This window comes from Bacillus sp. 1021 (assembly GCF_014534735.1).
Classification (GTDB): Bacteria; Bacillota; Bacilli; order Bacillales; family Bacillaceae; genus Bacillus; species Bacillus siamensis.
In genome coordinates, this window is the sequence record NZ_JACVSR010000002.1 from 740,464 (window position 1) to 762,282 (window position 21,819).

The 21,819-nt window shown below is 48.3% G+C and carries 23 protein-coding genes; 15 read left to right on the forward strand and 8 right to left on the reverse strand.

The annotated features are described in order from the left end of the window. Positions 1-35: 35 nt before the first annotated feature. Positions 36-827: an SDR family NAD(P)-dependent oxidoreductase gene (locus tag ICW23_RS10395; RefSeq protein WP_016937962.1), complete on the reverse strand. Its 792-nt coding sequence runs from the start codon at positions 825-827 to the stop codon at positions 36-38. 188 nt (positions 828-1,015) lie between these two features. Here ICW23_RS10395 and ICW23_RS10400 point away from each other — a divergent pair, with 188 nt between their 5' ends. From ICW23_RS10400 to liaR, 11 genes are all read left to right on the forward strand, one after another. Continuing rightward, complete coding sequence (locus tag ICW23_RS10400) at positions 1,016-1,960, forward strand: ABC transporter substrate-binding protein (RefSeq protein WP_188154467.1); 945 nt, start codon at positions 1,016-1,018, stop codon at positions 1,958-1,960. Beyond that, complete coding sequence (locus ICW23_RS10405; RefSeq protein ID WP_045925979.1) at positions 1,923-2,969, forward strand: FecCD family ABC transporter permease; 1,047 nt, start codon at positions 1,923-1,925, stop codon at positions 2,967-2,969. Before ICW23_RS10400 ends, ICW23_RS10405 begins: the two co-directional genes overlap by 38 nt. Then, a complete protein-coding gene (locus ICW23_RS10410; RefSeq protein ID WP_188154468.1) occupies positions 2,966-4,192 on the forward strand; it encodes an ABC transporter ATP-binding protein in 1,227 nt (408 codons plus the stop codon). The genes ICW23_RS10405 and ICW23_RS10410 overlap by 4 nt, the downstream gene beginning before the upstream one ends. After that, complete coding sequence (locus tag ICW23_RS10415; protein WP_188154469.1) at positions 4,189-4,758, forward strand: cob(I)yrinic acid a,c-diamide adenosyltransferase; 570 nt, start codon at positions 4,189-4,191, stop codon at positions 4,756-4,758. The genes ICW23_RS10410 and ICW23_RS10415 overlap by 4 nt, the downstream gene beginning before the upstream one ends. A 164-nt stretch (positions 4,759-4,922) precedes the next feature. Beyond that, positions 4,923-6,191: an MFS transporter gene (locus tag ICW23_RS10420; RefSeq protein ID WP_016937967.1), complete on the forward strand. Its 1,269-nt coding sequence runs from the start codon at positions 4,923-4,925 to the stop codon at positions 6,189-6,191. A 167-nt stretch (positions 6,192-6,358) separates the two neighbouring features. Then, on the forward strand, positions 6,359-6,739 hold the full coding sequence (locus ICW23_RS10425; protein WP_188154470.1) for a protein liaI: 381 nt from the start codon (positions 6,359-6,361) through the stop codon (positions 6,737-6,739). A 13-nt stretch (positions 6,740-6,752) separates the two neighbouring features. Further along, positions 6,753-7,430, forward strand: a complete 678-nt coding sequence (gene liaH / locus ICW23_RS10430; protein WP_188154471.1) for a stress responsive protein LiaH — start codon at positions 6,753-6,755, stop codon at positions 7,428-7,430. A 105-nt stretch (positions 7,431-7,535) separates the two neighbouring features. After that, on the forward strand, positions 7,536-8,405 hold the full coding sequence (gene liaG, locus ICW23_RS10435) for a LiaG family protein (RefSeq protein WP_016937970.1): 870 nt from the start codon (positions 7,536-7,538) through the stop codon (positions 8,403-8,405). Between the two features lie 28 nt (positions 8,406-8,433). Then, positions 8,434-9,165 (forward strand): cell wall-active antibiotics response protein LiaF, encoded by a 732-nt coding sequence (gene liaF, locus ICW23_RS10440; RefSeq protein ID WP_016937971.1) that lies wholly within the window; start codon positions 8,434-8,436, stop codon positions 9,163-9,165. Further along, entirely contained in the window at positions 9,162-10,244 is a 1,083-nt protein-coding gene (liaS, locus tag ICW23_RS10445) for a two-component system sensor histidine kinase LiaS (protein WP_016937972.1), read from the forward strand. The genes liaF and liaS overlap by 4 nt, the downstream gene beginning before the upstream one ends. Next, entirely contained in the window at positions 10,222-10,854 is a 633-nt protein-coding gene (liaR, locus tag ICW23_RS10450; RefSeq protein WP_016937973.1) for a two-component system response regulator LiaR, read from the forward strand. Before liaS ends, liaR begins: the two co-directional genes overlap by 23 nt. A 43-nt stretch (positions 10,855-10,897) precedes the next feature. Here liaR and ICW23_RS10455 read toward each other — a convergent pair whose 3' ends face one another. Genes ICW23_RS10455 through gerAA form a run of 3 tightly spaced genes read right to left on the reverse strand, consistent with a single transcriptional unit; the run spans position 10,898 to position 14,524 of the window. Next, a complete protein-coding gene (locus ICW23_RS10455) occupies positions 10,898-12,010 on the reverse strand; it encodes a Ger(x)C family spore germination protein (protein WP_016937974.1) in 1,113 nt (370 codons plus the stop codon). Next, positions 12,007-13,107, reverse strand: a complete 1,101-nt coding sequence (locus ICW23_RS10460) for a spore germination protein (RefSeq protein WP_016937975.1) — start codon at positions 13,105-13,107, stop codon at positions 12,007-12,009. Before ICW23_RS10460 ends, ICW23_RS10455 begins: the two co-directional genes overlap by 4 nt. Continuing rightward, positions 13,082-14,524 carry a spore germination receptor protein GerAA gene (gene gerAA / locus ICW23_RS10465; RefSeq protein WP_045925989.1) on the reverse strand — a complete coding sequence of 481 codons (1,443 nt, stop codon included), beginning with the start codon at positions 14,522-14,524 and terminating at the stop codon, positions 13,082-13,084. The genes ICW23_RS10460 and gerAA overlap by 26 nt, the downstream gene beginning before the upstream one ends. A gap of 116 nt (positions 14,525-14,640) precedes the next feature. Here gerAA and ICW23_RS10470 point away from each other — a divergent pair, with 116 nt between their 5' ends. Both ICW23_RS10470 and fumC read left to right on the forward strand, forming a co-directional pair. After that, the gene (locus ICW23_RS10470; RefSeq protein WP_016937977.1) at positions 14,641-14,826 is read left to right on the forward strand and encodes a YvzF family protein; all 186 of its coding nucleotides are present in this window, start codon (positions 14,641-14,643) and stop codon (positions 14,824-14,826) included. 67 nt (positions 14,827-14,893) lie between these two features. Beyond that, entirely contained in the window at positions 14,894-16,282 is a 1,389-nt protein-coding gene (gene fumC / locus ICW23_RS10475) for a class II fumarate hydratase (RefSeq protein ID WP_045925990.1), read from the forward strand. A gap of 36 nt (positions 16,283-16,318) precedes the next feature. Here the strand turns inward: fumC and ICW23_RS10480 are convergent, their stop codons facing one another. Further along, positions 16,319-17,194: a TetR/AcrR family transcriptional regulator gene (locus ICW23_RS10480; protein ID WP_188154472.1), complete on the reverse strand. Its 876-nt coding sequence runs from the start codon at positions 17,192-17,194 to the stop codon at positions 16,319-16,321. A gap of 178 nt (positions 17,195-17,372) precedes the next feature. Between ICW23_RS10480 and spxO the strand changes: the two genes are divergently transcribed. Continuing rightward, positions 17,373-17,537 (forward strand): anti-adapter protein SpxO, encoded by a 165-nt coding sequence (spxO, locus tag ICW23_RS10485; RefSeq protein WP_007410067.1) that lies wholly within the window; start codon positions 17,373-17,375, stop codon positions 17,535-17,537. A 27-nt stretch (positions 17,538-17,564) separates the two neighbouring features. Here the strand turns inward: spxO and cssS are convergent, their stop codons facing one another. Continuing rightward, positions 17,565-18,920: a two-component system sensor histidine kinase CssS gene (gene cssS / locus ICW23_RS10490; RefSeq protein WP_188154473.1), complete on the reverse strand. Its 1,356-nt coding sequence runs from the start codon at positions 18,918-18,920 to the stop codon at positions 17,565-17,567. Next, positions 18,917-19,594 (reverse strand): two-component system response regulator CssR, encoded by a 678-nt coding sequence (gene cssR, locus ICW23_RS10495; RefSeq protein WP_045925993.1) that lies wholly within the window; start codon positions 19,592-19,594, stop codon positions 18,917-18,919. The genes cssS and cssR overlap by 4 nt, the downstream gene beginning before the upstream one ends. 276 nt (positions 19,595-19,870) lie before the next feature. Between cssR and ICW23_RS10500 the strand changes: the two genes are divergently transcribed. Beyond that, positions 19,871-21,235, forward strand: a complete 1,365-nt coding sequence (locus ICW23_RS10500; protein ID WP_064778638.1) for a S1C family serine protease — start codon at positions 19,871-19,873, stop codon at positions 21,233-21,235. A 46-nt stretch (positions 21,236-21,281) separates the two neighbouring features. Here ICW23_RS10500 and ICW23_RS10505 read toward each other — a convergent pair whose 3' ends face one another. After that, positions 21,282-21,746, reverse strand: coding sequence for a Dps family protein (locus ICW23_RS10505; RefSeq protein ID WP_016937983.1), 465 nt, complete (start codon positions 21,744-21,746; stop codon positions 21,282-21,284). Positions 21,747-21,819 lie beyond the last annotated feature (73 nt).

The following is a 21,819-nucleotide window of genomic DNA, read 5'->3' on the forward strand; positions in this document are numbered from 1 at the left end:
TATGGGAACAGTCCCATTGTGCCGGGCTTTTTTTGTTAAATGGAGCGGATGATGCCGCCTTCAACCCGCTGTGCGGTGCCGTTAATGGCAGATGCCGCAGCTGAAGCGAGAAATACAATCGTATTGGCGACTTCTTCCGGGGTCGCATAGCGCTGGATCAAAGATGTTGGTTCATTCACTTTAAAATAATCCCGAACGAAGCTGTCCGTATCTTCTCCGGCGGCCTTTGCGGCTCCTTCCATGTAAGAAGCGACGCCCTCGGTCCATGTCGGTCCAGGCAGCACAGAGTTTACCGTGACATTCGTGCCTTTTGTCATTTCCGCCATTCCCCGTGACAAGCTGATTAACGCCGTTTTCGTCATTGAATAAGGAATCATTTGCGCAAGCGGTTTGACACCGGCTTCACTGGAAATGTTCAAAATCCGTCCGCTGTTTCTTTCAAGCATTTGCGGCAGAAAACGCCGGCACAGGCGCACAGCGCTCATGACATTCACTTCAAAATACCGGGTCCATTCGTCATCAGATACATCCGCGAAGTCCTTTACTTCGAAAAAACCGAGGTTATTAACGAGAATATCGACTTCCCCGATTCCGGCGGCGCGCTTAATCAGGTCATCGGCCTCCTCCTGGCGCGATAAATCTGCGGCGATGCCGTGAACCGTTCCGTAAGCGGAAAGCTCCTCAACCGTCCGTTCAACGGTTTCTTTTTTTCTTCCGTTTACAATCACCTCGGCGCCTTCGGTTAAAAAGCTTTTTGCCGCGGCTTTTCCGATGCCGGAAGTTGATCCTGTGATTAACACGAGTTTTCGTTCAAGCTGTAATTCCATGATGATCCTCCTTTTTACTCGACTGTGTAACAGTATACATGATGAATTTTAGTGTTTACGAATCATTTGCTTTCATGCAAAAAAGGCCGGATATACAAGCCTTCAAGACTTATAGTATAATTACTGCGAAAAAAGGATACGAATGTCAAGAAGACAATCGTTTACCATAATCAGGGGGAGTTAAAAGAATGAAGAAGATCACTGCCGTCTGGGCGGCGCTCTTTGTCACCGCCGTTGTGACCGCCGGCTGTTCCGGCGCGCAAGAAGAAGGAAGCGCGGCCAAACAAAAAGCCGTTTCAACCGAGGCATTCCCGGTAACCATCAAGGATGCCGCAAATGACAAAGTAACCATGAAGCAGGCGCCCGAAAAAATCGTCTCCCTCATGCCGAGCAATACGGAAATTACATACGCGCTCGGACTGGGAGATAAGGTCGCAGGCGTCACGACAAATGATACATATCCGAAAGAAGCTGTAAAAAAACCGAAAGTCGGAGATATGAATGTAAACGCTGAGAAAGTCATCGCGCTGAAGCCGGATCTCGTGCTGGCCCACGCGTCCTCAATGTCTGCTTCCGCCGATGCGATGAAGCAGTTAAAAGATGCGGGCATCACCGTCTTAACGGTCAATGATGCGCAATCGTTCCAAGACGTGTACAAATCAATCAGTATGATCGGAAAAGCGGCCGGCAAAGAAAAGCAGGCGGACAAGCTGATTAAAAAGATGAAATCCGACCTTTCCGGCATAGAAAAGAAAGCGGCGGCGATTTCGGAAAAAGATGAAAAGAAAGTATTCGTCGAGGTTTCTCCTGACGGCTATACAACGGGAAAGGGCACGTTTATGAACGAAATGCTTGAAGATATACATGCGAAAAACGCCGCCGGCAGCCAGACCGGCTGGGTGCAGCTGACGGATGAAGCGATTGTCAAAATGAATCCGGACGTCATCATTACGACAGACGGCGTAAAGGCCGCTGAAGTGGAAAAACGCGCCGGCTGGGGTGCCGTCAATGCGGTCAAACACCACAACGTCTATTCTGTTGATCCTGACCTTGTCACACGCTCAGGCCCGCGCCTTGTAAAAGGGGTCGAGAAGCTTGCGGAAAGCGTTTATCCTGAAACGTTTAAAAAGTAACCGGCCGCTGGCTTACGCGGTCAGCCTGCTGTTTTTAGCCGTTTGTGCGGCGCTTGGCATTTCAATCGGCAGTCTGCATATTCCTTTATCCGACGTTTTTTGGATCGGGATCGGCCGGACATCCTCGGCTGACCCTATGAATGTCAATATTATGATGAATATCCGCCTGCCGAGAGTCGTGCTGGCCGCCCTTGTCGGAGCCGCGTTATCCATTGCGGGAGCGGCGTTTCAGGGACTTCTGAAAAATCCGCTCGCCGACCCTTATACACTCGGGGTGTCTTCGGGAGCTTCGGCGGGAGCCGTGATCACCTTGTTTTTCGGCCTTCAGATTCCCGTCATCGGCCGGTTCACACTTCCGGTTGTCAGCATCGCCGCCGCCATTGCGGTCATGGCGGCGGTTCTGTTTTTCAGCCGTCTCGTTCATGCGTCGATGTCTGTTTCGACACTCATTTTGACAGGCATCATCATGAATTCTTTTCTCGGAGCTCTCATTTCGCTTGTGATCGCTTTAACGGGAAATGACCTGCTCCCGATTGTGCGCTGGCTGTTAGGAAGCGTGTCAATGAGGGGCTGGGGCTATGTCGCGCTGTTTCTGCCTTTTTTTCTGGCCGGGACGGCGCTTCTGCTTATCAATGGCAGAGAATTAAACATTATGACTTATGGAGAAGAAAAGGCAAGGCTGTTAGGCGTCAGTACGGGAAAAAGAAAACTGCTGATGATCGCTGCCGGATCTCTGCTGACGGGAGGAGCGGTTGCCGTATCGGGGACAATCGGATTTGTCGGCCTTGTCATTCCCCATGTGACACGGCTTTTATGGGGAACGGATCATCGCCATTTACTCCCGCTGTCAGCATTGACGGGCGCCGGTTTTCTCATTTTGGCTGATTTGTTTTCCCGCACCGTCATTGAACCTGTCGAATTGCCGATCGGCATTATGACGGCTTTGGCGGGAGCGCCTGTATTTGCCTTGATTCTGCTTCGCCAGCATCATGGAGGGAAACGCTTATGATCAGGGTGAGCGGCCTGTCCGGCGGGTACGGAGGCCGGATGATTGTAGAGGATGTCAGCTTTACCGCCGGAAAGGGTGAATTTGTCGGCATACTCGGTCCGAACGGCTCAGGAAAAACAACGCTGATGAAATTGCTGACGGGGATGCTTTCTCCGTCAAAAGGCGAGGTGCTTGTCGCAGGCAGGCCCGCGGGCAGATACAAGCCGCGGGAGCTTGCGAAAATCATGGCCGTTTTGCCGCAGCATACGGAGCAAGCCTTTTCATTTACCGTGAAGGAAACGGTGTCTTTCGGCAGATACCCGTATCAAAAGGGGCTCTTCAGACAGATGGATCAACATGACGAAGACATTGTCCGGGAAGCGATGGAAATGACCGGTATCGACCGATATGCGCAGCAACCCGTCCGCAATCTGAGCGGCGGGGAGCGGCAGCGCGTCTTTCTGGCGCAGGCGCTGGCTCAGCAGCCTGAGGTGCTGTGTCTGGATGAGCCGACGACATTTCTTGATCTCAAATATCAAAAAGACCTGCTTGATACGGTGAAGCGGCTGACGAGAGAAAGCGGCCTGACGGTCATCAGTATTTTTCACGACCTCAACGCCGCAGGACAATACTGTGATCAGCTCCTGATGATGAAAGACGGACGCGCTTTTTCGAAGCAGACGCCGGATCAGGCTTTGAAAAAAGAAACGATTGAAGACATTTACGGCATCACCGTCAATGCTGTCGGCCAAAAGGCGTCACCGAAACCGCTGATCGCCTTCATGCCGGAAGTGCGGGAGGAAAGAGAGTCCGCCAGCGTTCCGTTCGCCTCTTTGATAAACAAAAGCGGAAATACCGTAACGCTTCAAACAGACCGTCCGTTCAGAATGTTGTCAACCGCATCTGACGGCTCTGGCTTTTCGTGGAGCCGCCGGCTTACCGGCTCAGCAGGCGCTGGTTTTGTCTGCCGGACGTTTGATTCGATAACGATTGCCGTGACCGCCAAGCACACCGTTTGGGCACTCATCAGCGGCCGCTTATCTGAACAAGGATTTGTACGGCTGTTAACGGCAGCAACGGAAGCGAGAATGCAGGCCCTTTCCGGCAGACAGGCAAACGGCGACATTGTCATTTGTGCCTTGCAGACAGGAAAGGTAATGGACGTCCGCCATGCGGAAAAAGCTGTGAGAAGAGGAACCGCGGCATGTGTAAAAGCGGCGGAAGAAGGAGGAACAGAACGATGAAGCTGTATACGAAAACCGGCGATAAAGGACAGACAAGCCTGATCGGCGGCAGAACGGATAAAGACAGTCTGCGGGTTGAGAGCTACGGGACGATCGATGAGCTGAACAGCTTTATCGGGCTTGCGCTTGCGGAGCTTGATGATTGTGAGAATTGCGGTGATCTGAAAGCCGAACTCAGAAACATTCAGCATGAGCTGTTTGACTGCGGCGGCGACTTGGCGACTGTCACGGAGAATAAGAGCTATACATTAAGAGAGAAATCTATTACCGTGCTGGAAGCCTGCATAGACCGTTATACCGCTGAAGCGCCTCCGCTTGAAAAATTTATTCTTCCGGGCGGGCATAAGGCGGCTGCTCAGCTTCACATTGCCAGGACCGTCACAAGACGGGCGGAGCGTCTCATCGTGAAACTGGGCAGAACAGAAGAGATAAATGACACGGTGATGCGTTACTTGAACCGCCTGTCTGATTATTTTTTCGCGGCGGCAAGAGCAGTCAACGCAAGACATGGCGTGAAAGATATAGAGTATGAAAGAAGCGCCCCAGTATTCCGTGAAGATGAATAACGTTTTGATTCAGCCGGCGAGAGGAAGCCGGCTGTTTTTAACGGCAATATCCATCAATTGAACCCTTATTGCCAGAAGGAAAATGTATCTTATGCATTATTGACTGAAAAATTAAAAAATGAGATATTATAAGAAACATTGTAAAAAAATGGGGGATTTGATAGATGGATACAAATCATAAGAGCGAGAGCATCTGGAATAAAAATTTCACCTTTCTGTTTATCTCAAGGCTTGTTAAATTGTCGGGAGACGGTTTTGCCTTTAATTCCATTCTCTGGTTTTTGATTTTTGACGGTGAAGGGGCGATCGGCACGGCGCTGTTAATTGCGGTTACGTTCCTTCCGGAGGCGATGCTGGCGCCGATTACCGGGCCTTTTATGAAGCAGCATACGCTGAAATTCTGGATGTATTTTTCAGACCTCACGCGCGCGGCGGTCGTGTTAATCATTCCGGTCTGTTATTTTAACGGTTTTTCTCCTTTATGGTTTGTGATGCTTCTCATGATTGTGCATTCAGCCACCGGAGCCGCTTATAATCCTGCATCTATCTCTTTAATCCCCAATATTGTCGGAGAAAACAGCCTGCAGAAAGCGAATGCGGTCATCCAGTCATCAGGCCAGATCGTCAGGCTTGCCGCCATTACGCTGAGCGGAGTGTTTTTAACATTTATCAGTCCCGCCTATTCTTTGTTTATCGCACTTATATTCTATCTTCTATCAGGTTTTCTCGTACTCTTTATGTCATACCAAGTTCAGCATGACAAACAGGATACCGCCGCCGTCAGACAGCGCGGGACGTATTTCGGAAGGCTTAAACGGGGTTTCGTGCTCGTCAGAAAACACCAGATTTTATACCCGCTCGCCATCTATTGTATTTTCATGAACTTTGCGGCCGCTCCGTGGGAGGCGCTTTCCGCCGTTTACGTCGCCGAAGATTTACATATGCCGCCGATCATTTACTCGCTTCTGAAAGCGACAGGGACGGGCGGAGCCTTTTTAATGGGTTTTATTTTGGCTAAGGTGAAGGTGAACAAATACGGTCTCCTGTTTGTGTCAGCGGGAATCATAGAAGGGGCGGCATTTTTCATCACCGGCATCAACACGTTTCTGCCGCTCGTCTTCCTTGCGGCGTTTGCATTCGGATCGGCCGTCAGCGCCATAAATGTGCCGGAGTATACCATTATTCAAACGTCTGTGGATCATGATGATCAGCCGCAGGTCTATGCCGTCATCCATATGATCTCCAACATATCCATTCCGCTCGGTGCGGTTCTTTGCGGATATGCGGCTAACGCCTTCGGTCCCGGAAAAGTCATTGCCGCCGGAGGTCTCGTTGAAGTCCTGTCAGGTCTCGGGATATTGTTCTTTACGAAGCTTGCCAAAGCGGAACGCACTGATCTCATCAAGGAAAAAGAAGCGAGCATCAGAATATAGCATTCTTGTAAAACGCCCTGCGCCGTCCGGTGCAGCGGCGTTTTTTTGTCGTAAGGGTCGGGGGGCTTATACGACTCCGGTCTGATATGAAAATCAATCTCTGATTCGTTTTGCCGGCCGGGGGATTTGTTTATAGTAAAGACAAGGAAATCGAAAGGAGGATCTGCATGAATATAAATGTAAAAACGGCAGGCGGCTTTCTGCTGATTGTGTTCGGACTTTCTGTCTTTTTAGGAGGAGGCCACTTCGCGTTTATCATCCCGCTTGCGATCGGAGGCCTGATGCTTTATTGGGGAATCAAACGTTTCTCAAACGGCCGCGCCGTATCCGGCATCATCGCGGGCGTCATCGGAGCTATGATTCTTGTCGGCTCTCTTCCATTTATCGTTGCCATCGGACTGGCCGGCGCTATGGTGTATGGCGGATGGAAAATGATGAAGCAGGGCGGCTCAGACACCGCTTCCCGCCAGTATGAACCCGAAGCGGCATCACCGGGCTACCAATCCGGCTTTGACTCTGAATGGGAAGAATTTTTGAAGAAAAAATAAGGAGGAAGACAAAATGGTCTTAAAAAGAATAAGAGATATGTTCGTCGCATCTGTTAACGAAGGGCTTGATAAATTAGAAAATCCGAAAGTCATGCTGAATCAATATGTGCGTGATATGGAAAGTGACATCGCCAAGGCGAAACAAACGATCGTCAAACAGCACACGATCGTCCATCAGTTTAAGAAAAAACAGGAGGACGCTTCCGAAACGGCGGCAAAGCGGAAAAATCAGGCTCAGCTTGCTTTTGACGCCGGGGAAGAGGAGCTTGCGAAAAAGGCTTTGACTGAAATGAAATACCTTGAGGGAAAAGCGGCCGAACATGAAAAAGCGTACGAGCAGGCGAAAACACAGCTGGCCGAGCTGAAAGAACAGCTGGAAACCCTGGAAACGCGTCTTCGCGACGTAAAGGATAAAAAACAGGCGCTCATCGCCCGCGCCAACGCAGCAAAAGCGAAGGAACATATGAATGCTTCTTTTGACAAGATTGACAGCGAAAGCGCCTACAGAGAGTTTCTCCGAATGGAAAACCGCATTGAAGAAATGGAAGTCCGCGTCAAATACGGCACTTCAGCTGAGGCGAATACAGAACACAGCCGCTCGCAATATTCGGACGAGGTCGAAGCTGAGCTTGAAAAAATGCGCTCGCTTTCTCTGGAGAAAACAGAGCATCAAAAAGCGGCTCATGAATAATGTGCACAAGGGAAGGTCGGCGCTTTTACGCCTCTTCCCTATACGCACGTATCAATTATCCGGCTTTTCCTTTATAATAAAATGAATGAAAAAGGATGGAACGTAATGAAGCGTAAGATTGCCAAAGGGCTGATGGCGGCGTCCGTTTTGATCTGCTGTCTGTTTTTGGTGAAAGAAGTGTTTGCCGGGCGTTTGTTTTCGCTGTACGAAACAGAATCGGTATCGGCAAGCGTGCCGCCTCATGCCGTCAAAAGCCTGTCCGTTTCGTCGGAACAGACGGATGTGAAAATCATTGCGGAAGAGCGGAATGACATCGCGGCAAACATGACCGGACCGGCGGGGAAAATGTTTGTCCAAAGCAGGGGGAAAACCCTCAATCTCAAAGCGAAAGAGAAACGATTCCAATTTTTGAATCTCTTTCAGCGTCCTCTGCTGATTGTCCGCATCCCGTATGAGTATCATCAGGACATCACCGTCCAAACATCAGGCGGCAGCATTTCCGTTGACGGAAACAAGGGGCTGTCTCTTGCGCATCTCGGCGTCCGTTCTGTAAGCGGGAACATATCGCTGAAGCATGTGAAGACGGATGTGTTTAAAGCGAAAGGGCTGTCGGGCGATCTCGAAGCAGCCGATCTTGCGGCTGAAACGGCGGAAGTCCGCTCATCCTCAGGACATACCGGGCTTCATCATGTGACGGGAGCCCTTGACGTGAGGGTCGCTTCCGGCAGTGTCGACGCCTCGCTTGAGACGGCGAAGGCTCCCGTATCCGTCAGGCTTGCGAGCGGCAGCGCAGCCATCAGCCTGCCGAAAGACGGGGATTTTACAGTAAACGCCGAAACGGCAAGCGGAAGGATTCAGCCGTCCTATTCCTTTGAGAAAACGAGTAAGGAAGGCGGGACCTTCACCGGCATGAAAGGCAGCGGCGCCAGGCCGATAGATATAAAAGTGACGAGCGGCAATATTGCACTGCAATAGACAAGGAAAGGAGGGGCAAGCAGCTGACATGGCAAAAAAACAGATTCTCGGACTTATCATCGCCTTATTAGGCGTCAGCATGTTTTTACGTATTATCGGCATCGGCGACTTCCTGTTTTGGCCGCTCTTTTTTCTGATCACAGGCTATATTTTTAATAAATACTCCCGCGGCTGGCTCGGCTCCGTCCTGTATATCTTTGCCGCTTTTTTATTTTTGAGAAACCTGTTCAGCGCCACCTTCAGCCTGTTCGGCTATGCCTTCGCCGCCTTTCTCATTTACGCGGGCTACAGGCTCCTGAAAGGAAAGCGCGTATTTGAGCATAAAGAAAAGAAAATCAGCCTTGAAAAAGAAGAACAGCCAAAGCCTGCCGTCCAGCCGGAAAGCAGACAGCCGGATCTCCGGAGCTTTTTTATCGGCGAGCTGCGCATGATGAAGGACCCGTTTGAGCTGAATGATTTAAATGTTTCCGGGTTTATCGGTGATGTGAAAATTGATCTATCCAAGGCGATGATACCTGAAGGAGAAAGCACGATGACAATCAGCGGTGTCATCGGCAATGTTGATGTGTACGTCCCGTCCGATATCGAAGTGTCCGTCAGTTCATCAGCTTTTATCGGCGATATGAATCTGCTCGGTTCTAAGAAAAGCGGCATGAGCACGAATCTGTATAAAGTGTCTTCTGAGTACGGCGACTCGCCGCGGCGGATTAAAATATCAATTTCTCTATTCATCGGCGATGTGGATGTGAAGTATTTATGAGGAAAAAATTACTCGCCAATATTCAGTGGCGCGCCATGCTGATGACCGCGGGGCTCAGTCTGCTCCTTTGCGCGGTGTTTATTGCGCTGATGCTGTTATATTACGGGCTTGATCCGATGCTTTTGTTTTCTTCCGGCTGGTTCGGTATTCCGTTTGTGGTCATCCTGCTTTTGGCGTCCCTTTCGGCCGGACTGATTTCCGGTTATGTATACGGCGGCCGTCTGAAAACGAGAATGGATACACTGATTGAAGCGGTTTTGAAATTTGAAAACGGCAATTTCGCTTATCGGGTGCCGCCGCTCGGTGATGATGAAATCGGTCTGGCGGCAGACCAGCTCAACGAAATGGCCAAGCGGGTCGAGCTGCAGGTCACATCGCTGCAAAAGCTTTCCAACGAGCGGGCGGAATGGCAGGACCAAATGAAAAAATCGGTCATCACTGAAGAACGCCAGCGGCTGGCGCGCGATCTGCATGATGCCGTCAGCCAGCAGCTCTTTGCCATCTCTATGATGACATCCGCCGTCTTAGAGCAGGTGAAAGATGCGGATGACAAAATCGTCAAACGGATTCGCATGGTTGAACATATGGCGGGGGAAGCGCAAAACGAAATGAGGGCGCTGCTATTGCATCTGCGGCCCGTCACGTTAGAAGGAAAAGGTTTGAAAGAAGGGCTGATTGAGCTGTTAAAAGAGTTCAAAGCGAAGCAGCCGCTTGATATTGAGTGGGATATCAGCGACACGGGTGTGTCAAAAGGCGTTGAAGACCATCTGTTCCGAATCGTACAAGAGGCGCTTTCTAACGTTTTCAGGCATTCAAAGGCGACCAAGGTCACCGTCAGACTCGGCGCGAAACATCAAAAACTTCAGCTTAAAGTCATTGATAACGGGGCGGGTTTTACAATGGATCAAGTCAAAGCGTCCTCTTACGGTCTGCATTCCATCAAGGAAAGAGCGAGCGAAATCGGCGGCATAGCGGAGATTATCTCAGTGAAGGGAAAAGGCACGCAGATCGACGTGAAAGTCCCGATTTACGAGAAAACAAAAGGAGAGAACGACAGTGATTCGAGTGTTACTGATTGATGATCATGAAATGGTCAGGATGGGTCTGGCCGCGTTTTTAGAAGCACAGCCGGACATTGAAGTCGCCGGTGAAGCATCAGACGGACAGCAGGGCGTCGATCTGGCCGCCGCGCTTTTGCCGGATGTGATTTTAATGGATCTTGTCATGGACGGCATGGACGGCATCGAAGCGACGAGACAGATCTGCGCCAAACTCGATGACCCGAAAATCATCGTGCTGACGAGCTTTATTGATGACGATAAAGTGTACCCGGTAATCGAAGCGGGAGCGCTCAGCTATTTGCTGAAAACGTCCAAGGCGGCGGAAATAGCCGAAGCCATCAGAGCGGCTGCCAAGGGCGAACCGAAGCTTGAATCGAAGGTGGCGGGAAAAGTGCTGTCAAGGCTGCGCCATTCAGAGAATCAGCTTCCGCATGAAACGCTGACGAAGAGAGAACTGGAAATCCTCTGTCTCGTCGCGGAAGGCAAGACGAATAAAGAGATTGGGGAAGAGCTGTTCATAACGATTAAAACGGTGAAAACCCACATCACGAATATATTGTCAAAGCTTGATGTCAGTGACCGCACGCAGGCCGCCGTATATGCCCACCGCAATCATCTCGTGAAATGAAAAAAGGAGAGCGGCGCTATGCACACTCTCCCCGCAGGACAGGTCATTGGGACATTCCTTTTGTTCCGAAATCTCTGACGGCGACTTTGACTTTGTATTCAATATCTGATTCACTGAAATGACGGTCCCAGTCAGAGGCCACCTTTTGCCACTTATCGGGGTAATGAATGCGGACCTGGTCGCCTAACCCGGTAATATCCACTTTTAAATCATGCTGCAGATAATCGATGAATGTCATGACATCCGAATGGATGCTTCGTTTTACCGCGTTTTTGATTTCATTTATATAGGACTCCTTGAAGGAATCTTCTTTCGGGTTCCAATCCTCAGACAGGCGGCCTTCAACAAACCGGGTGACGATAAACTTGAATTTTCCGTTTTTATATTGTGTTTTTACATCATATTTGCTTGAAAATACCTCGAAGGATAAATAATAATTGTCATGCTTTGCAAACGTGACGCCCCCTTTTACCGTCCCTGTGAACAGGTTCATATTCTGGACTTGTAAAGGCGTTAAATTCGCATACCAGAATTTATTTTTTATAATGGTAGCGCCCCAGATTTCCAGTCTGCTGCCCACTTTGCGCACTTGAGGAAGGGCAAAGGTTTCGCCCTTGGCGATTCTCTCGGATATTTCCCCCAATGTCACAGGCTCCATCATCCGGATGGTGACGGCATTATTTTCCGTTAAGTCATAGATGGTATTTGACGCAGGCTCCCCCTGGTCGCTGACATTGAAAATATCTTTCGTTTTATCCGGCACCGTCATCACATTGCAGCTTCTTCTCGTTCCGTTGTCCCTGACAAACTGGTTCATTAATGCGTCAAACGGGATGTTGTCCTTTAACAGCGCTTCGGAAAACAGCATGATGCGCAAGTGCTGGGAGAAAGCGGGGTGATTTTTTAACGATGCCGTCCTTAAGGCTTGGTGAACGGTTTCCCCGGAAGTGGAAGTCACCTTTGTCGGATTGCTTGATGTCGACTGCTGGGAACTAGCTTTTTGCGGAATCAGAATCTGCTGCGTCACTTCCACGTTTTCTTCCTCAGGTTTATCGAGCCCGACTCCGATAACGAGGCTCAAGTCTTCTATATTACGGCTATCCCAGCACCCCGTCAAAAGCAATGAGCAAAGAAAGATTACGATGTATTTCTTCATTGCGCTTTTTTCACCTTCCTTTTCACAGCGACGACTGCAAACATCAGTAAAGGCAGCAAAAAGAAACCTAAGAAGATATAGCCGAGAATATCACTGAACATCATCAGCTTGTTCGCGTCCTTTGGCATCAATGACCCCAAGAATGTCGCAATCCCTACGAAGATGATGCCTTTTTTCTGCTTCAGCCCGAAAATTTTATGAAGGCCAGATGTCGCGAAATATCCGTACGATACATAGGTGGCGAAAAATTGGATAATCCAGACAACAAGTAAAAAGGACTCGAACCGTTCGATAAAAAGCCCTTTGATTTCAAATGATTGAAAGAGCGCGATCGTAGGCCAGATCATTGTTTTGACATCCTGGGTGGTTAAGGCGCCGACGACGAGCACGTAGGTAATGATGTATAAAATAATCGGGATGCCAAAGCCAATGGCCGACATGCGGAATGTGTGCTGTTTATTTTTAAGGTACTCTGGGAGAAACAGCATAATTTCAATGCCCAAGAAGGAAACAGAAACGACGGTCAAAGAGGCCATAACGGGAGAAAATCCCTGGCCGAGCACCGGCCGCAAGTTGTCTATATCAAATATTTTAAAGCTGAAGGAAAACACCGTCAGCAAAATAATAATCGTAATCATTAAATAGAAAGGAAAGAGCCTGCCGATATCACTCATGCCGCCGATAATCAAATAAACGGAACAGGCGATAAAGATAATCAGCATGACCGGCACGGGGGTTTTTTCCAATAAAAAGAACTTGACCATTTCCGCCATCGCACGGGCTTCGAAGCTGGCGACTCCTATAAAATAGAGACAGATCACCAGGTTGACGATATTGCCCGCCCATTTGCCGAGACCTTCATTCATATAATCAAAAAACGATCCGTATTGATGCTTTTTCATAATGAGCGTATTGAGATAAATCAAAAAGATAAAGATGACGCCTTCCAGACATAATGCGATCCAGCCGTCCGGCGAATTTGCCCTCGCTGACAGCGACCGCGGCATGGTGAGGAGCCCCGCCCCGAGCATCGTGTTGGCAATCAATGCCGTCCCTTGATAGCTTGTAAGTTTATTGTGAGTTGTTTTCTGGCTCATTTACGTTTTTCGCCTCTTTTGGTTGATTTTTAATAGGGAGACGGAGAATGGAATCGCTTGCGTTTTTTAAGCTGAAAAACCCATTCGGCGAGAAATATGGAGAACCGAAGCTTCGCTGTCTCGATAAATGGGTGTATATCGCCAGCATAAATAAAATCATGCCGTACAGCCCGAATGCTGCCGCAGCAAACATTGAAATGAAACGGAGCACACGGAATGAAAGCCCCATTCCGTACTGCGGCACCGTGAATGAAGCGAGCGCGACAATGCTGACCACGATGACCATGATGGAGCTGACAATATTCGCTTCAACGGCCGCCTGGCCGATGACGACTCCGCCCACCAATCCGATCGTCTGGCCGAGCGGGTTAGGGAGCCTCAAACCCGCTTCTCTCAGCAGTTCTATCGTAATTTCCATCACCATTGCTTCAATGATGGGCGGAAAGGGAACGTTTTCTCTGTTCGCCGAGATAGTGACTGCAAGCGGCGTCGGCAGAAGCCCTTGGTGAAACGAGACGAGGGCGATATAAATGGCTGAAAAAAACAGTGTGATAAAAATAGACGTAAACCGCAGCGCCCGAATGAGCGAGGCGGAAATCCACCGTTCATAATAATCGTCGGGAGACTGCATTAACATTCCTAAAGAAGCCGGAACCACCAGCGCAAACGGTGAGTTGTCGACAAGGATGGCGACGCGGCCGTTAAACAAGGCGGAGGAGACTTTATCAGGACGTTCCGTATTTTGTATTTGCGGAAACGGCGAATACTTATTATCCTCAATAAGCTCTTCAAGCGTCCCGGAATCCTGAATGTCGTCCAGCTTCACTTCGCTGAGGCGTTTTAAAACATCGCTGACGACAGACGGGTCAGCCTCATCATCTATGTACATGACAGTGGCGTATTTTAACTTGCTTTCTCCGAGCGGAACCTTTTTCGTTTTCAGCTTCGGATGGTTCGTCCGCTGCCTGATCATGGCGACGTTTGTATCAGAATCCTCTATGAAAGCGACCTTAGGCCCTCTTACAACCTTTTCGGAGGTAGGTTCTGTCACGCTTCTTTTTTCTCTTTTTCCCGTGGAAAGAATGTATACGTTATCAAGGCCGTTAATAAACACGGCGCATTTCCCCCGCAGAATGGAAGTGACGGCTTCTTTCGCCGCAGTGACGGGACGGGCGTCAATCTGATCAAGACGCTTCGTCACTGCCTCCAGCGTCAGGGTGTCTTCTCCCTGCAGCAGCGTTTCAATCGCTTCTTTTATTTTGTCTTCATCGTTCATTTCACTCAGATACATATAATAAAAAACAAGCCCGTTCGGAAGCATCTTTTTATTTTGAACCAGGTCATCGTTCGGCTCTAGGTGGGGCAGCACCATAGCCAGGTTTATGTGTATGTATTCCTTGAATTCCGATTGCGCCATCAACTGTCACCCGCCCTCCATTCCTTAATTGAGGTTATCTTTTCCTGTTAAAAAAATGATATACTATGATAAAGTAATTAATGGTACAAGTTTTTTTATGAAAGCGGAGGAGAGATGTGGCACAAGTCAGACTGGCAGGAAATGCCGAAGAAATAGAACAGCTCATCAAATCATTTGAAGCCCATTACGAAGTGGCTTACACGTCGAAGGAATACCGAAAAACAAATCCGAAGTACAAATACTCTAAGGATTCGCGCGTCTATCTTGAGCTGAAATTAAAAACGGCCAAGACCGAAAAATAAAAAGGGTTTCATCGGTTACTGGCGAATAATACTCAGGGTGAAGCAACTGTTATGGAGGGATACATAAATGGACTACAGAATTGAAAAAGACACCATGGGAGAAGTTAAAGTTCCGGCAGATAAATTTTGGGGCGCTCAGACACAGCGCAGCAAAGAGAACTTCAAAATCGGTTCAGAAAAAATGCCTCAGCGTGTTGTGAAGGCGTTTGCAATTTTAAAAAGAAGCACGGCGATCGCTAACGAACGCCTTGGCAATTTAGAGTCTGAAAAAGCACAAGCGATTGCCGCTGTATGTGATGACGTATTAAACGGCAAATATGACGATAACTTTCCGCTCGTTGTCTGGCAGACGGGAAGCGGCACACAAAGCAACATGAATATGAACGAAGTGGTGGCCAACCGCGCGACTGCTTTATTGAAAGAAAAAAATTCTGATCTGAAGATTCATCCGAATGATGACGTCAACCGCAGCCAAAGCTCAAACGATACATTCCCGACGGCGATGCATGTTGCGGCGGTCCTTGCCGTATATGAGCAGCTCGTTCCGGCACTTGATCAGCTGCGCGCGACACTTGACGAAAAAGCAAAAGCGTATCAAGACATTGTGAAAATCGGACGCACGCATTTGCAGGACGCGACTCCGCTGACACTCGGACAGGAAATCAGCGGCTGGGTATACATGCTTGACCGTTCTAAAGAAATGATTCTTGAGTCAACGGAAAAAATCCGCGCGCTTGCCATCGGCGGCACGGCAGTCGGTACCGGAATCAACGCCCACCCGCAGTTCGGTGAATTCGTCGCGGAAGAAATCACAAAAGTAACGGGGCAGACGTTCAAAAGCTCGCCTAACAAATTCCATGCGCTGACAAGCCATGATGAAATCACTCACGTTCACGGCGCGTTAAAAGCATTGGCTGCCGACCTGATGAAGATTGCCAACGATGTCAGATGGCTGGCAAGCGGCCCGCGCTGCGGAATCGGCGAAATCGTCATTCCTGAAAATGAGCCGGGAAGCTCTATCATGCCGGGCAAAGTCAACCCGACGCAAAGTGAGGCGCTGACAATGATCGCCGCGCAAGTGATGGGAAATGACGCGACAATCGGATTTGCGGCCAGCCAAGGAAACTTCGAGCTGAACGTCTTCAAGCCGGTTATCATTTATAACTTCCTGCAGACAGTGCAGCTTCTCAGTGACGGAATGAATTCCTTCCATGACAAATGCGCTGTCGGTATTGAGCCGAACCAGGAAACCATTCAGGAAAATCTTTCTAACTCATTAATGCTTGTCACGGCGCTTAACCCGCACATCGGTTATGAAAACGCGGCAAAAATCGCCAAGCTTGCCCATAAAGAAGGCCTGACGCTGAAAGAAGCGGCATTACAGCTGAACCTTCTGACAGAAGAACAATTTAATGAAATGGTGCGTCCGGAAGATATGGTGCACCCGAAAGCATAAACAGAAAGAACGGCTGCAGTCATTGCGGCCGTTCTTCTAAATAAACTGCTGTTTCAGTAAAAATCTGAGCTGTTCTGCATCTTCAGCCAGCAGGCCGGATTCCTTCAAATTCAGAATCATTCCTTTGATGATTGCCGGTTTCGGCGACTTTTTCTTCATTTCCGCTTCAAGAATATCCAAGCTCTCGGTGTATTCAGATGCTTGCGGCTTTTCCATCGTGCTGATGTGCGCACGGAGGGTCTGCAAGATTGATTGGCTTAAAGGATCGGGCTTCCCGTTATGAAGGGGCCCAAACAGTGAGCTTGCCTCATCAAGAGAAATTAACGCTTCATCATGTCTGTCCGCCATTCCGTTTACGATGTCATCAATTCTGTGAATCACGGTATTTGCGAGAAGCGCAGGCTGTACAGACCGGCCGGTCAGAATGAGATATTCAAGATACATCTGACTGATTCCTTCTATTAAAAAACAAAGCTCGGCGGTGTATGGTTCGGCTTTTTCTCCGTAAATAGCAAGAAGACTGTCGATATGAAACTGCAGGATCGACCGGCGGATTCTCTTTCCGCACTGGGCCACTTCTTCGGTATAAGGAAGTGAACCGTCTTTCATCTGCACGGTAATAAAATCTTTATGGGCGAGAATCGATTCATAAAACACCGCAAGCTGTTTTTGATAAGCGGCTCTCGGGCTGTCACCCTCCGTTTGGATCGTCGTGATTCGGGTAAACGTTTTATCATAGTAGTAATTCAGCATGGACAGAAGCAGTGCTTCTTTGGAAGGAAAGTGAAGATAAAAAGCGCCTTTTGAGATTTTGCATTCATCGGCGATTTCCTGAACCGATGTTGATTTGTACCCTTTTCGGGCAAACAGTTTAATTGCTGCTTCAATAATCAGCTTTTCTTTTTCCTTCAATGGTTCCACCCTTTCGGAGCCAGGAGGCTGGCTTATGCTTCACGTGTGTGACTATATGGTCATATTGATATTCTGTAAATTTAACCTGATTGTAACTTGTTTTTTTGTTTTGTTTTATTTATATTATAAAGTGAGCTGACCGAATGGTCAAAGTTCTGGCGAAAGGGTGAATCTGAAAATGAAAGAATTAGATGAAATGATCAGCCGCTTGCGAAACAGAGGAATTAAAGTCGAAAAGGTGAAATATCCGAAAAAGACGATTTGTGAAAAGAAATGGGTTCATCAATGCCAAAAACCGCTGAAAACAAACTACAGAGATTTTAACGGCTACTCCTTCACATAAAAAAAGACTGCAATGAAACACTACAGTCTACTTTGGTATGATAATCTGATAGATTACACCCGATTGATCATTTTCAATTGAAATTGATGCTTTATGCAGGGTTAAAATCCGTTTTACGATGCTGAGTCCTATGCCGAACTCGCCTTTCTTCCCTTTATTAAAAGGCTCGTACAAGCTGGATAGCATCTCATCCTCAATCGGAGGCCCGTCATTTTTAACCGTCATGACAATCTGCTGCTGATTTTGGCTGATCCGAATGTGAATCGCCGTTTCTGCATAGCGGATTTGATTTTCAAGAATGTTTTCGAGGAGCTTGCCCCATTGTTCCGGATCACCGGGCATCATCAATACATCTTCTGTTTCAACGGTCCACGATAATTCCTTCCGGGCCCATTTGAGCCGCTCAATGACTTCTTCCGTGACCTTCACAAGGTCAAATGTCTCATGGTGCACCCGCTGCTTCATTAAATAATCAAGCTTCGTTAAATATAATAAATCCTTAATTTTCTTCTCAAGCTTTTCTGCTTCGCCTTCAATGACATCAATTGTGTTTTTCAGGTCCCCCTTAGGAAAAATCCCGTCCTTTATTGATTGAGTATAGCCCCTTATCACCATGACAGGCGTTTTTAAATCATGAGAGATATTTTGCAGGAGCGTTCTTTCCGTTTCATCCTTTTGCACCAGCTTGCTCCGCATGTCTTCAATGGTGTGGCCTAATTTTCCGATTTCATCTTTTCTGTCGACGATGACCGGATCATCCCAGTCCTGTTCGGAAATCCGTTTGACATGCTTCTCTAAGGAGACGAGCGGACGCGAGAGATATTTGGCAAGCCAAATCGCCGGAATCCAGCTTAACAAAATGACGCCGGCAATGATAAAGAGCAGCTGCTTAAACAGGGTGTATGACAGATCATCACGGTAAGAATCAAGCGCATATGACAGCATCATCGCATCCTGACCGTTAATGGTGAGGCCTTTTTTAATGACGAAAAACACTTTTTCCCCGCCGATGTCCGCGCTGTATCGTTTCGTGACGCTGTGCTGGCGGCCCGCGAGCTTGTACACCTTATGGATAAAGGAAGAAGAAAAGTAGTTTAAATCTTTGTCGCTCGCCGATTCCTCCCGCTCCGGCAAAAGAACGTGCTGAACGGATCGGAAAGTCGTCGGAGCGGTCGCGTCCTCACTGTAATATCCCCGCTCGATCGACCCGGGCAGCCGGTACTCCGTCAGCACATGCTGTTCATTTTCAATGGTCGTGTACGTTTCATCCGTGAAAAAATCCCGCAGCGTATTTGAGAACAGCACGAGCAGCAGAATCGAGATGGCTAAAAGGATGCCTGAGATGACCACCCATATTTGAAAAGCAAGCGGCTTATTTTTCATGACGTCATCATCCTGTAGCCGAATCCGTAAATGGTTTCAACCTTTAAGCCGGGCATTTTTTTCCGCAGCCTCCGCACAAGATCATCGACCACCCGGTCAGTGCCGAAATAGTCATGGCCCCATATTTTCAGCAGGATATCTTCCCTGGAAAAGGGGTGTCCTTTATGGTGAAGAAATAAAAGCAGCAGATCAAATTCCTTAGACGTCAAATTGACCAGGCTGCCGGTTTCATCATAAACCTCTCTGGCATCTTCGATCACATTGTAGGAGGAAACGGTGAGGCCGGTTTTTTTGGGAGCGGGCTGTTCTTTATACACAAGCTCCAGCAGTTTTTGAACCCGTATAATGAGCTCTCTCGGCAAAAAAGGCTTGGCGATATAATCATTGCTTCCAAGCTCTAACCCGAGAACTCTGTCAATATCGGCATCCCGGGCGGAAATGAAAATGACCGGCACATCGGGATCTTTTTCTTTTATTTCTTTTATCAATGTATAGCCGTCCGTATCCGGCAGCATGATGTCAAGAATCCACAGATGGGGAGACGGCTGCATTTGCTTTCTGGCTTCTTCGCCTTTTGTGAAAGATGTAATGTTCCAGCCTTCATTCTCTAAATATTTTGTGAGCAGTTCATTCAGATTGTCCTCATCTTCAACTAGATAAATGGTGTATGACAAGGCAGTTCACATCCTTTCAACGTCATTATACTAGTTTTAACACACTCAGGCCGCATTTTCATAATTTCACATATTCTTTTCATTTTTATCCCACAATGTTTGTTTATGATGTGTATAAGGGAAGAAAGGAAGAAAAAAAGCGGGGAAGATAACATGTTCAAACACATTTTGTTTTGGAGCTTTGCTTTTCTCCTTATTATTGGGACAATAGAACTTGTACATGCGATGAATATGTAATGAATAGAATGAGAACATACTGAAGGAGTGTGCGTGAATATGAACGATCAGCGAGATGACGGCATCAGCCGCGATCAGTCAGATCTTTCACATACGGAGCAAAACGGCAATGAACAGCAGCGGATCAGCCATCAGGAGCCCGAGCTGCTTGAAGGCCCCGTCTCGAAAGAAGCGGAAAAAGAGGCGGCCGCCGGTACGGAATTTGAAAAAACGGCTGCCGTGAAAAAAGAAAAAAAACGGAGAGCCGCTTGGCTGAGCCCGATTTTAGGCGGCATTATCGGCGGCGGCCTCGTGCTTGGCATTGTGCCGAATCTGCCGGGTGAGCAGCATAAGGCAGAATCTGTTTCTGATACGGCGAAACAAGTTCAGTCTGCGAATTTTACGTCAACGCCTTTGAAAAATACCTCAAGTGTGGCAGATATGGTAGAAGATTTGGAGCCTGCGATTGTCGGAGTGTCCAACTATCAAGCGTCGCAAAGCGGCCAATTCGGACTTGACGGCGGTTCAAGCTCTGAAACGGAGAGCGGCACGGGGTCAGGCGTCATTTTCAAAAAAGACGGCCAAAAAGCGTACATCATCACAAACAACCATGTCGTAGAAGGAGCAAACAAGCTGTCGGTCACTCTTTATAACGGGAAAACCGAAACGGCAAAGCTTGTCGGAAAGGATGCCATCAGTGACCTGGCCGTACTGGAAATCAGCTCGTCCAATGTCAAAAAAGCGGCCAGCTTCGGCGATTCTTCACAGCTGCGCATTGCCGATAAGGTAATCGCCATCGGCAACCCGCTCGGCCAGCAGTTTTCCGGCACCGTCACACAAGGTGTGATCAGCGGATTGAACAGAACGGTAGACGCCGACACTTCCCAAGGCACGGTGGAAATGAACGTGATTCAGACGGATGCGGCGATTAATCCCGGTAACAGCGGAGGGCCGTTAATCAACTCCAGCGGCCAGGTCATCGGAATCAACAGCATGAAAGTCAGTGAAAACGGCGTGGAATCACTCGGCTTCGCCATTCCGAGCAACGATGTGGAACCGATTGTCGACCAGCTGCTTGCAAAAGGAAAAGTCGAGCGTCCGTTTTTAGGCGTGCAGATGATTGATATGTCGCAAGTGCCGGAAACCTATCAGGAAAACACACTCGGATTGTTCGGCGACCAGCTGTCTAAGGGCGTTTACGTAAAAGAAGTGCAGTCCGGCTCACCGGCTGCGAAAGCGGGCATCAAATCAAATGACGTCATCGTAAAATTGAACGGCAAAGATGTCGGCAGCAGCGCCGATATCAGACAGATTCTGTATAACCAGCTGAAAATCGGCGATAAAACGACTGTTCAAGTTCTCAGAGGCGGCAGCAAAAAGACGCTGAACATCACATTAACGAAACAAACTGAAAGCGCAAGCTGAACGCATAAAAAAAGCTGAACCTCCGCCTGAGGTTCAGCTTTTTTCGTCATTCTCCTAAGTAGGCTGACAGCATCCACACATGCTTGTCCGCTTCTTCAACTAATCCGACAAACAAATCGGCTGTTGACGGGTCATTTTGTTCCTCGGCGATGCCGATGACAAATTTTGATTCGCGGCTGATCTGTTTGTAGTCTTGAACGAGTGATTCCACCATTTCAGAAGCCGTCTTTTCCTGTCCTTCATCCGTAATGGAAGCTTGTTCAAGATAGCTGTGAAAAGTCGCCGCGGGCTGTCCGCCGATGGCCAGAAGACGCTCTGCGATGGCATCTGCCGTTTCTGCCGCTTCGTTATACAGTTCTTCAAACTTTTCATGCAGCGTAAAGAAGTGAGGGCCTTTTACATACCAATGGAAGCGGTGCAGCTTAGAGTAAAGGATAAACCAGTTTGATAATTGGGTGTTCATTGATTTCTCAACTAGATTTTCAGTTTTTTTCGCGTTTTGTGTATTCATATTTATCGTCCTCCCTGTGATCTGTTAATTTAATTATATCACGTATCAAATAAAAATCAATACTAAATTATAA

Coding starts and splice junctions, on each gene's coding strand:
- ICW23_RS10395 (WP_016937962.1), bottom strand. CDS start 827: ATGGAATTACAGCTTGAACGAAAACTCGTGTTAATCACAGGATCAACT.
- ICW23_RS10400 (WP_188154467.1), top strand. CDS start 1,016: ATGAAGAAGATCACTGCCGTCTGGGCGGCGCTCTTTGTCACCGCCGTT.
- ICW23_RS10410 (WP_188154468.1), top strand. CDS start 2,966: ATGATCAGGGTGAGCGGCCTGTCCGGCGGGTACGGAGGCCGGATGATT.
- ICW23_RS10415 (WP_188154469.1), top strand. CDS start 4,189: ATGAAGCTGTATACGAAAACCGGCGATAAAGGACAGACAAGCCTGATC.
- ICW23_RS10420 (WP_016937967.1), top strand. CDS start 4,923: ATGGATACAAATCATAAGAGCGAGAGCATCTGGAATAAAAATTTCACC.
- ICW23_RS10425 (WP_188154470.1), top strand. CDS start 6,359: ATGAATATAAATGTAAAAACGGCAGGCGGCTTTCTGCTGATTGTGTTC.
- liaH (WP_188154471.1), top strand. CDS start 6,753: ATGGTCTTAAAAAGAATAAGAGATATGTTCGTCGCATCTGTTAACGAA.
- liaG (WP_016937970.1), top strand. CDS start 7,536: ATGAAGCGTAAGATTGCCAAAGGGCTGATGGCGGCGTCCGTTTTGATC.
- liaF (WP_016937971.1), top strand. CDS start 8,434: ATGGCAAAAAAACAGATTCTCGGACTTATCATCGCCTTATTAGGCGTC.
- liaS (WP_016937972.1), top strand. CDS start 9,162: ATGAGGAAAAAATTACTCGCCAATATTCAGTGGCGCGCCATGCTGATG.
- ICW23_RS10455 (WP_016937974.1), bottom strand. CDS start 12,010: ATGAAGAAATACATCGTAATCTTTCTTTGCTCATTGCTTTTGACGGGG.
- ICW23_RS10460 (WP_016937975.1), bottom strand. CDS start 13,107: ATGAGCCAGAAAACAACTCACAATAAACTTACAAGCTATCAAGGGACG.
- gerAA (WP_045925989.1), bottom strand. CDS start 14,524: ATGGCGCAATCGGAATTCAAGGAATACATACACATAAACCTGGCTATG.
- fumC (WP_045925990.1), top strand. CDS start 14,894: ATGGACTACAGAATTGAAAAAGACACCATGGGAGAAGTTAAAGTTCCG.
- spxO (WP_007410067.1), top strand. CDS start 17,373: ATGAAAGAATTAGATGAAATGATCAGCCGCTTGCGAAACAGAGGAATT.
- cssS (WP_188154473.1), bottom strand. CDS start 18,920: ATGAAAAATAAGCCGCTTGCTTTTCAAATATGGGTGGTCATCTCAGGC.
- ICW23_RS10500 (WP_064778638.1), top strand. CDS start 19,871: ATGAACGATCAGCGAGATGACGGCATCAGCCGCGATCAGTCAGATCTT.
- ICW23_RS10505 (WP_016937983.1), bottom strand. CDS start 21,746: ATGAATACACAAAACGCGAAAAAAACTGAAAATCTAGTTGAGAAATCA.